This is a genomic window from Dietzia sp. CW19, assembly GCF_014145265.1.
GTDB classification, from domain to species: Bacteria; Actinomycetota; Actinomycetes; order Mycobacteriales; family Mycobacteriaceae; genus Dietzia; species Dietzia natronolimnaea.
Window position 1 is genome coordinate 1 of the sequence record NZ_JAALEE010000439.1, and the last position, 5,944, is coordinate 5,944.

Annotated in this window: 4 protein-coding genes and 1 pseudogene; all 5 read right to left on the reverse strand. The window is 70.4% G+C overall.

Translation table 11 applies throughout. From position 1 onward, the window contains the following. Window positions 1–91: 91 nt before the first annotated feature. On the reverse strand, window positions 92–472 hold the full coding sequence (gene nirD / locus G6021_RS12955) for a nitrite reductase small subunit NirD (RefSeq protein ID WP_182609571.1): 381 nt from the start codon (window positions 470–472) through the stop codon (window positions 92–94). 30 nt (window positions 473–502) lie between these two features. After that, window positions 503–3,028 (reverse strand): nitrite reductase large subunit NirB, encoded by a 2,526-nt coding sequence (gene nirB / locus G6021_RS12960; protein WP_182616220.1) that lies wholly within the window; start codon window positions 3,026–3,028, stop codon window positions 503–505. 145 nt (window positions 3,029–3,173) lie between these two features. Then, window positions 3,174–3,860: a DUF3239 domain-containing protein gene (locus tag G6021_RS12965; protein WP_179524653.1), complete on the reverse strand. Its 687-nt coding sequence runs from the start codon at window positions 3,858–3,860 to the stop codon at window positions 3,174–3,176. Between the two features lie 57 nt (window positions 3,861–3,917). Next, a complete protein-coding gene (locus G6021_RS12970) occupies window positions 3,918–5,585 on the reverse strand; it encodes a DNA repair helicase XPB (RefSeq protein ID WP_179524654.1) in 1,668 nt (555 codons plus the stop codon). A gap of 90 nt (window positions 5,586–5,675) precedes the next feature. Further along, window positions 5,676–5,944: pseudogene (locus G6021_RS12975) on the reverse strand (hypothetical protein); the annotation flags it as partial.

Below are 5,944 nucleotides of genomic sequence, written 5' to 3' on the forward strand. Positions count from 1 at the left end.
AGGCGCCACCACGTGGATCCACGCGGTGGCGCCTGACGTCTCTCGTGGGTTCCGGCGGTGCCGCCTCCGTGCGGCGATCCGGTGCGCCCGGCTACGCGGCGAGCCGGCTCCCCTGGTGCCGGATCGCGGCCTCGGTGGAGACCAGGACGGTGCCGTCGACGACCCTGGCCGGGAACACGGACAGTCCGTACGACTCGTCGTCGACCCCGCGCCCGTCCTCCAAGGCGTAGGCCTGCTTGCCGATGGGGGAGATGGCCACGGGGACCCCCCCGCGGTCGCCGACGAGACCACGGCTCATCACGGCGGCCCGGGCGATCGGGTCGATGTTGCACAGGGCGTGGACACTGCCGTCGTCCAGGAGGTAGACGGCGATCTGTCGGCCGTCGGGCAGCAGGGCGGCGACGCCCCGCCCCGGGATGAGCCGCTCGAGGGGGCAGACCTCGATCTCGGTGGGGGACAGGAGTGCGGTCATGACGGTGTCCTTTCGGGGGTTCGGGTTGGGTCAGACTCGTGCGGGCATCGCGGGGGAGCCGAGGAGGACCGGGACCTTGCGGCCGTCCTTCTCCTCGAACTCGACGGTGGGGTCCGGGGACTCGGGCGCGTTGACGAAGGACACGAACCGGGCGAGCTTGTCGGGGTCGTCCAGAACCGCGGACCACTCGTCCACGTAGCCCGCGACGTGGGCCTCCATCCGACCCTCCAGCTCGGCGGCCAGGTCGAGGGAGTCGTCGCACACCACCTCGCGCAGGTGGTCGATGCCGCCGTCCAGCGATTCGAGCCAGGGCGCCATCCGCTGGAGCCGCTCGGCCGTCCGGACGTAGAACATCACCGTGCGGTCGATGTAGCGGATCAGCTCCTCGTCGGTCAGGTCACCGACGAGCAGTTGCGCGTGCCTGGGCGTCGCGCCCCCGTTGCCGCCGACGTACAGGTTCCAGCCGGTCTCGGTGGCGATCACGCCGACGTCCTTGCCGCGGGCCTCCGCGCATTCGCGCGCACACCCCGAGACCGCCATCTTGATCTTGTGGGGCGCGCGCAGTCCGCGGTAGCGGTTCTCCATCAGCACCGCCATCCCGACCGAGTCCTGCTGTCCGTAGCGGCACCACGAGGTGCCCACACAGCTCTTGACCGTGCGCAGCGACTTGCCGTAGGCGTGCCCCGACTCCATGCCGGCGTCCACGAGCCGCTTCCAGATCACCGGCAGTTCCTCGACGCGCGCACCGAACATGTCGATGCGCTGACCGCCGGTCACCTTGACGTACAGGTCGTGATCACGCGCGATCTCACCGATCACGATGAGTTGCTCCGCGGACACCTCGCCGCCCGGCATCCGGGGCACCACCGAATAGGTGCCGTTCTTCTGGATGTTGGCGAGGAAGTGGTCGTTGGTGTCCTGCAGTGCGGCCTGTTCCCCGTCGAGGACGTGGTCGGAACTGGTGGAGGCCAGGATGGACGCGACGGTGGGCTTGCAGATGTCGCAGCCGGACCCGTGGCCGAAGCGCTCGATCAGACCGGAGAAGGTCCGGATCCCGGTGACCGTGACGATCTCGAAGAGCTCCGACCGGGACTGCTCGAAGTGCTCACACAGCGCCGTCGACTGCTCGACCCCCTCCGCTTCGAGGACCTGCTTGAGCAGGGGGATACACGAGCCGCACGAGGTGCCGGCCCGGGTGCACGACTTGAGGTCGGCCACGTCGCAGGCGCCGCCGCAGATGGCCTCGCGGACGTCGCCCTTGGTGACGGCGTTGCACGAGCAGATCTGCGCCTCGTCGGGGAGCGCCTCCACCCCGACCCCGGGATCGTTACCGGTGGAGCGGGAGATGAGCGAGATCGGGTCGGGGGACGGCAGCGTGCGGCCGACGAGTGGCTTGAGCAGCGAGTACGGCCCGGAATCGCCGACGAACACCCCACCCAGGAGGGTCTGGGCGTCGTCGCTCATGACCAGCTTGGAGTAGGTCCCCGCGACGGGATCGTTGACCACCACCTCGAGGCAACCGGGCGTGACGCCGTGCGCGTCGCCGAAACTCGCCATGTCCACCCCGAGGAGCTTGAGTTTGGTGGACAGGTCGGCCCCGGTGAACTCCCCCTCGCCGCTGAGGATCGTGGCCGCGGCCACCTCGGCGGAGGTGTACCCGGGACCGACGAGCCCGTAGCAGGTGCCGTCGATGGCAGCGCACTCGCCGATCGCGTAGATGTTCGGGTCCGAGGTCCGGCACGCGAGGTCGGTGAGGATGCCGCCCCGCTCGGCGGTGTCCAGACCGGAGAGCCGCGCGAGTTCGTCCCTCGGGCGGACGCCCGCCGAGAACACCACGAAGGCGGCGTCGACGACCGTGGTGACCCCCTCGTCGTCGGTGAGTCGGACGGTCAGCCCGTCGGGCGTCTCGGCGATCTCCGTGCCGGTCACCGAGAGGTGGATCTCGATCCCCAGTTCACGGATCAGAGACGCCAGGACATGGCCGCCACCGGCGTCCACCTGCAGTGGCATGAGCCGGTCGTTGCGTTCGACCACGTGCGGCGTGAGCCCGAGCAGGCTCACCGCGTTGGCCGCCTCGAGGCCGAGCAACCCACCGCCGATCACGACGCCGTGGGAGCCCGACCCGGCGCGTTCGGCGGCCGCGCGGATCCCGTCGAGATCGTCGAGGGTGCGGTAGACGTGACATCCCGGGAGGTCATGGCCGGGCACCGGTGGGACGAACGCCCGCGAGCCGGTCGCCAGGACCAGCGTGTCGTAGGCGATCCGCTCGCCCGACGAGAGTTCGACCTCCCCGGCCTCGCGGTCGATCGCGGTGACCAGGTGACCCGATCGCACGGTCACCCGCGGATCGGCGCCGTGCCGGGCGTCCTCGAGGTGGAGCGACTCGCGGTCCCACGCCCCGACGTAGGAGGAGAGGCCGACGCGGTCGTACGCCGGGTCCGTCTCCTCGCCGATCACCGTGACGGTGAGATCGGCGGTGGCCCACCGGGACGCGAGGGTGGAGACGAACCGGTGGGCGACCATTCCGTGTCCGACGACGACGATGTGCTCGGTCATGTGGAGACCTCCTTCTAGCCTGTGCCGACCAGGCTAGAAAGCGCGTGTTTCCGCGCAGTGGCGGCGGATCACGGTGCCGTGACGACTTGCTCACAGGTGGAGGAGCGTCGGGTGAGGCCCACGGTGTCGAGCGGTGGGAGGGCTCTCAGTCGAGTGGCACGAGGTTGGCCGGAGACGCCGACACCTCTCCGACCCGGTCGAGGTTCTGGCGCAGGGTCTCCCACTCGCCGGCCGGGATCTCCTTGGTCAGCCTCCGCAGCACGGCGGCGTCCGGGGTGGCCCAGGCGACGGGCATGGGGGAGATGAACTGGTAGAGGTTGTCACCTCCGCGGGCGCTGCGGTTGCCCACCACGGCGACGCAGGGGACCCGCGTGCCCACGCGGACGTCGTGGCCCGGGATCTTCTCACAGCTGCGGACGGCCAGAGCGGGGAGCGAGCCCGCGGACCGGTCGACGGCGCGGTCGACCAGGGCCAGCAGGGTGAGCCCACGCGGTCGCACCTCGGCGACGATCGCCGGGACGAGTTCGGAGGTGGCGTAGGTGTGCGCCATGGATCCCATCTTCCGGGGGATGTACCCGATCATGGCCAGGCACCCGATCGCGAAGACGCCGGCCAGCGCGGCGATGATCCAGCCCCACGGTTCGAGGCCCGAGTAGAGCAGCATCCCGGTCCCGGCGGCGAGGACGACGACCCCGAGGATCCCGGCGGACCACTGCAGACGACGCACCTCGGCCAGGCTCTCGTTGTTCTTCCGGACCCAGGCGTCGTCCACGGGGAAGTCGGCGAGGCGGTACTGCTCGTGAGGGGCGCGGGAGGTGCGATCGGAGGCCATGGACCCAGTATCCCAGGCGCCACGGCGAGGGTGGGACGCCCAGGGCGGGCCGTGTGCTCAGCCGATCCCGGGCAGCTCCGGGCCGAGCAGGTCGTCGGCGTCGGTGATCCGGTAGGCGTAGCCCTGCTCGGCGAGGAACCGCTGGCGGTGGGCGGCGTACTCCGCGTCGAGGGTGTCCCGGGAGACCACGGAGTAGAAGTGCGCCTGTCCGCCGTCCTTCTTGGGGCGCAGGAGTCGCCCGAGCCGCTGGGCCTCCTCCTGCCGGGAGCCGAAGGTCCCGGAGACCTGCACGGCGACGCTCGCCTCCGGTAGGTCGATCGAGAAGTTGGCGACCTTGGACACCACCAGGGTGGAGATCTCCCCGGCGCGGAAGGCGTTGAAGAGCTTCTCCCGCTCCTTGTTGGAGGTGGAACCCTGGATCACCGGGGCGTCCAGCTCGACCCCCAGTTCCTCCAGCTGGTCCAGATAGGCGCCGATCACCAGCGTCGGGGCACCGGAGTGCCTGGCCAGGATCTGCTTCACCACCGCGATCTTGGTGCGGGCGGTCGAGCACAACTTGTACTTGTCCTCGGCCTCGGCGGTGGCGTACATCATCCGCTCGTTCTCGGTCAGCGTCACGCGGACCTCCACGCAGTCGGCCGGGGCGATCCACCCCTGCGCCTCGATGTCCTTCCAGGGGGCGTCGTAGCGCTTGGGGCCGATGAGGGAGAACACGTCACCCTCCCGGCCGTCCTCACGGACCAGCGTGGCGGTGAGCCCGAGACGGCGACGCGACTGCAGGTCCGCGGTCATCCGGAAGACCGGTGCCGGGAGCAGGTGCACCTCGTCGTAGATCATCAGTCCCCAGTCCCGGGAGTCGAAGAGCTCCAGCGCCCGGTGCACGCCCTTGGTCTTGCGGGTGACGACCTGATACGTGGCGATGGTGACCGGGCGGATCTCCTTGCGTTCGCCCGAGTACTCGCCGATCTCGTCCTCCGTGAGCGTGGTCCGGGCGAGCAGTTCGCGCTTCCACTGCCGACCGGCGACGGTGTTGGTCACGAGGATGAGCGTGGTGGCCTTGGCGCGGGCCATCGCCGCCGCGCCGACCATGGTCTTGCCGGCCCCGCAGGGCAGGACGACGACGCCGGAGCCGCCCGCCCAGAAGGAGTCCGCGGCCATCTGTTGGTAGTCGCGGAGCTCCCAGGGCTCGGACTCGGTGGACAGGGAGATCTCATGCGCCTCGCCGTCGACGTACCCGGCCAGGTCCTCGGCCGGCCACCCCACCTTCAGCAACTCCTGCTTGAGCCGACCGCGCTCGGACGCGTGGACGATCACGGTGTCGGCGTCGATCTCCGCCCCGAGCATCGGGGCGATCTTCTTGTGTCGCCTGACCTCGGCGAGCACTGCGGCGTCGAGAGAGATGAGGGTGAGACCGTGGACCGGGCTCTTGACCAGTTGAAGCCGGCCGTAGCGGGCCATGGTGTCCGCGATGTCGACCAGGAGCGGCTGTGGGACGGGGAAGCGCGAGTAGGTGACGAGCACGTCGACGACCTGCTCGGCGTCGTGACCGGCGGCCCGCGCGTTCCACAGGGCGAGCGGCGTGATCCGGTAGGTGTGGACGTGTTCGGGGGCGCGCTCGAGTTCGGCGAACGGGGCCAGGGCCTGCCGGGCGTCGCCTGCCTGGTCGTGGTCGATCTCCAGCAGCACGGTCTTGTCCGACTGGACGATCAGCGGTCCACCACTCACTTCGGTTCTCCTCGGTCCTCGCGGGCCCGCGTGGGTCCGACCCTCCAGTGTCCCGGAAATCGCGACGGAGGGTCGGGCCGGCGGGTGGGGTCAGCGGGTGGGGTCCACATCGGCCACCGAGATCACGCGGTGCAACGGCAGGGTCACGGCCTCGGCGGAATCGGGTTCCACCCCTTCGATCCGGCCCCCCGCGACGGAGACGGGGATGACGAGTCGCGACGTCGAGCGGCCCTGCGCGTCGACCACGGAGACCGTGACCGCGGTGCCCGACCCCGCGGCCTCGTGCAGGCGGGCGATGGCGGCCTGACCCGTGTACCCGTCACCCGAGGAACCGCGCGCCGACCGCACGCGGTCGGCCG

Excerpts from the sequence above, each read along its gene's own strand:
- nirD (WP_182609571.1), bottom strand. The coding sequence starts at position 472 with ATGACCGCACTCCTGTCCCCCACCGAGATCGAGGTCTGCCCCCTCGAG.
- nirB (WP_182616220.1), bottom strand. The coding sequence starts at position 3,028 with ATGACCGAGCACATCGTCGTCGTCGGACACGGAATGGTCGCCCACCGG.
- G6021_RS12965 (WP_179524653.1), bottom strand. The coding sequence starts at position 3,860 with ATGGCCTCCGATCGCACCTCCCGCGCCCCTCACGAGCAGTACCGCCTC.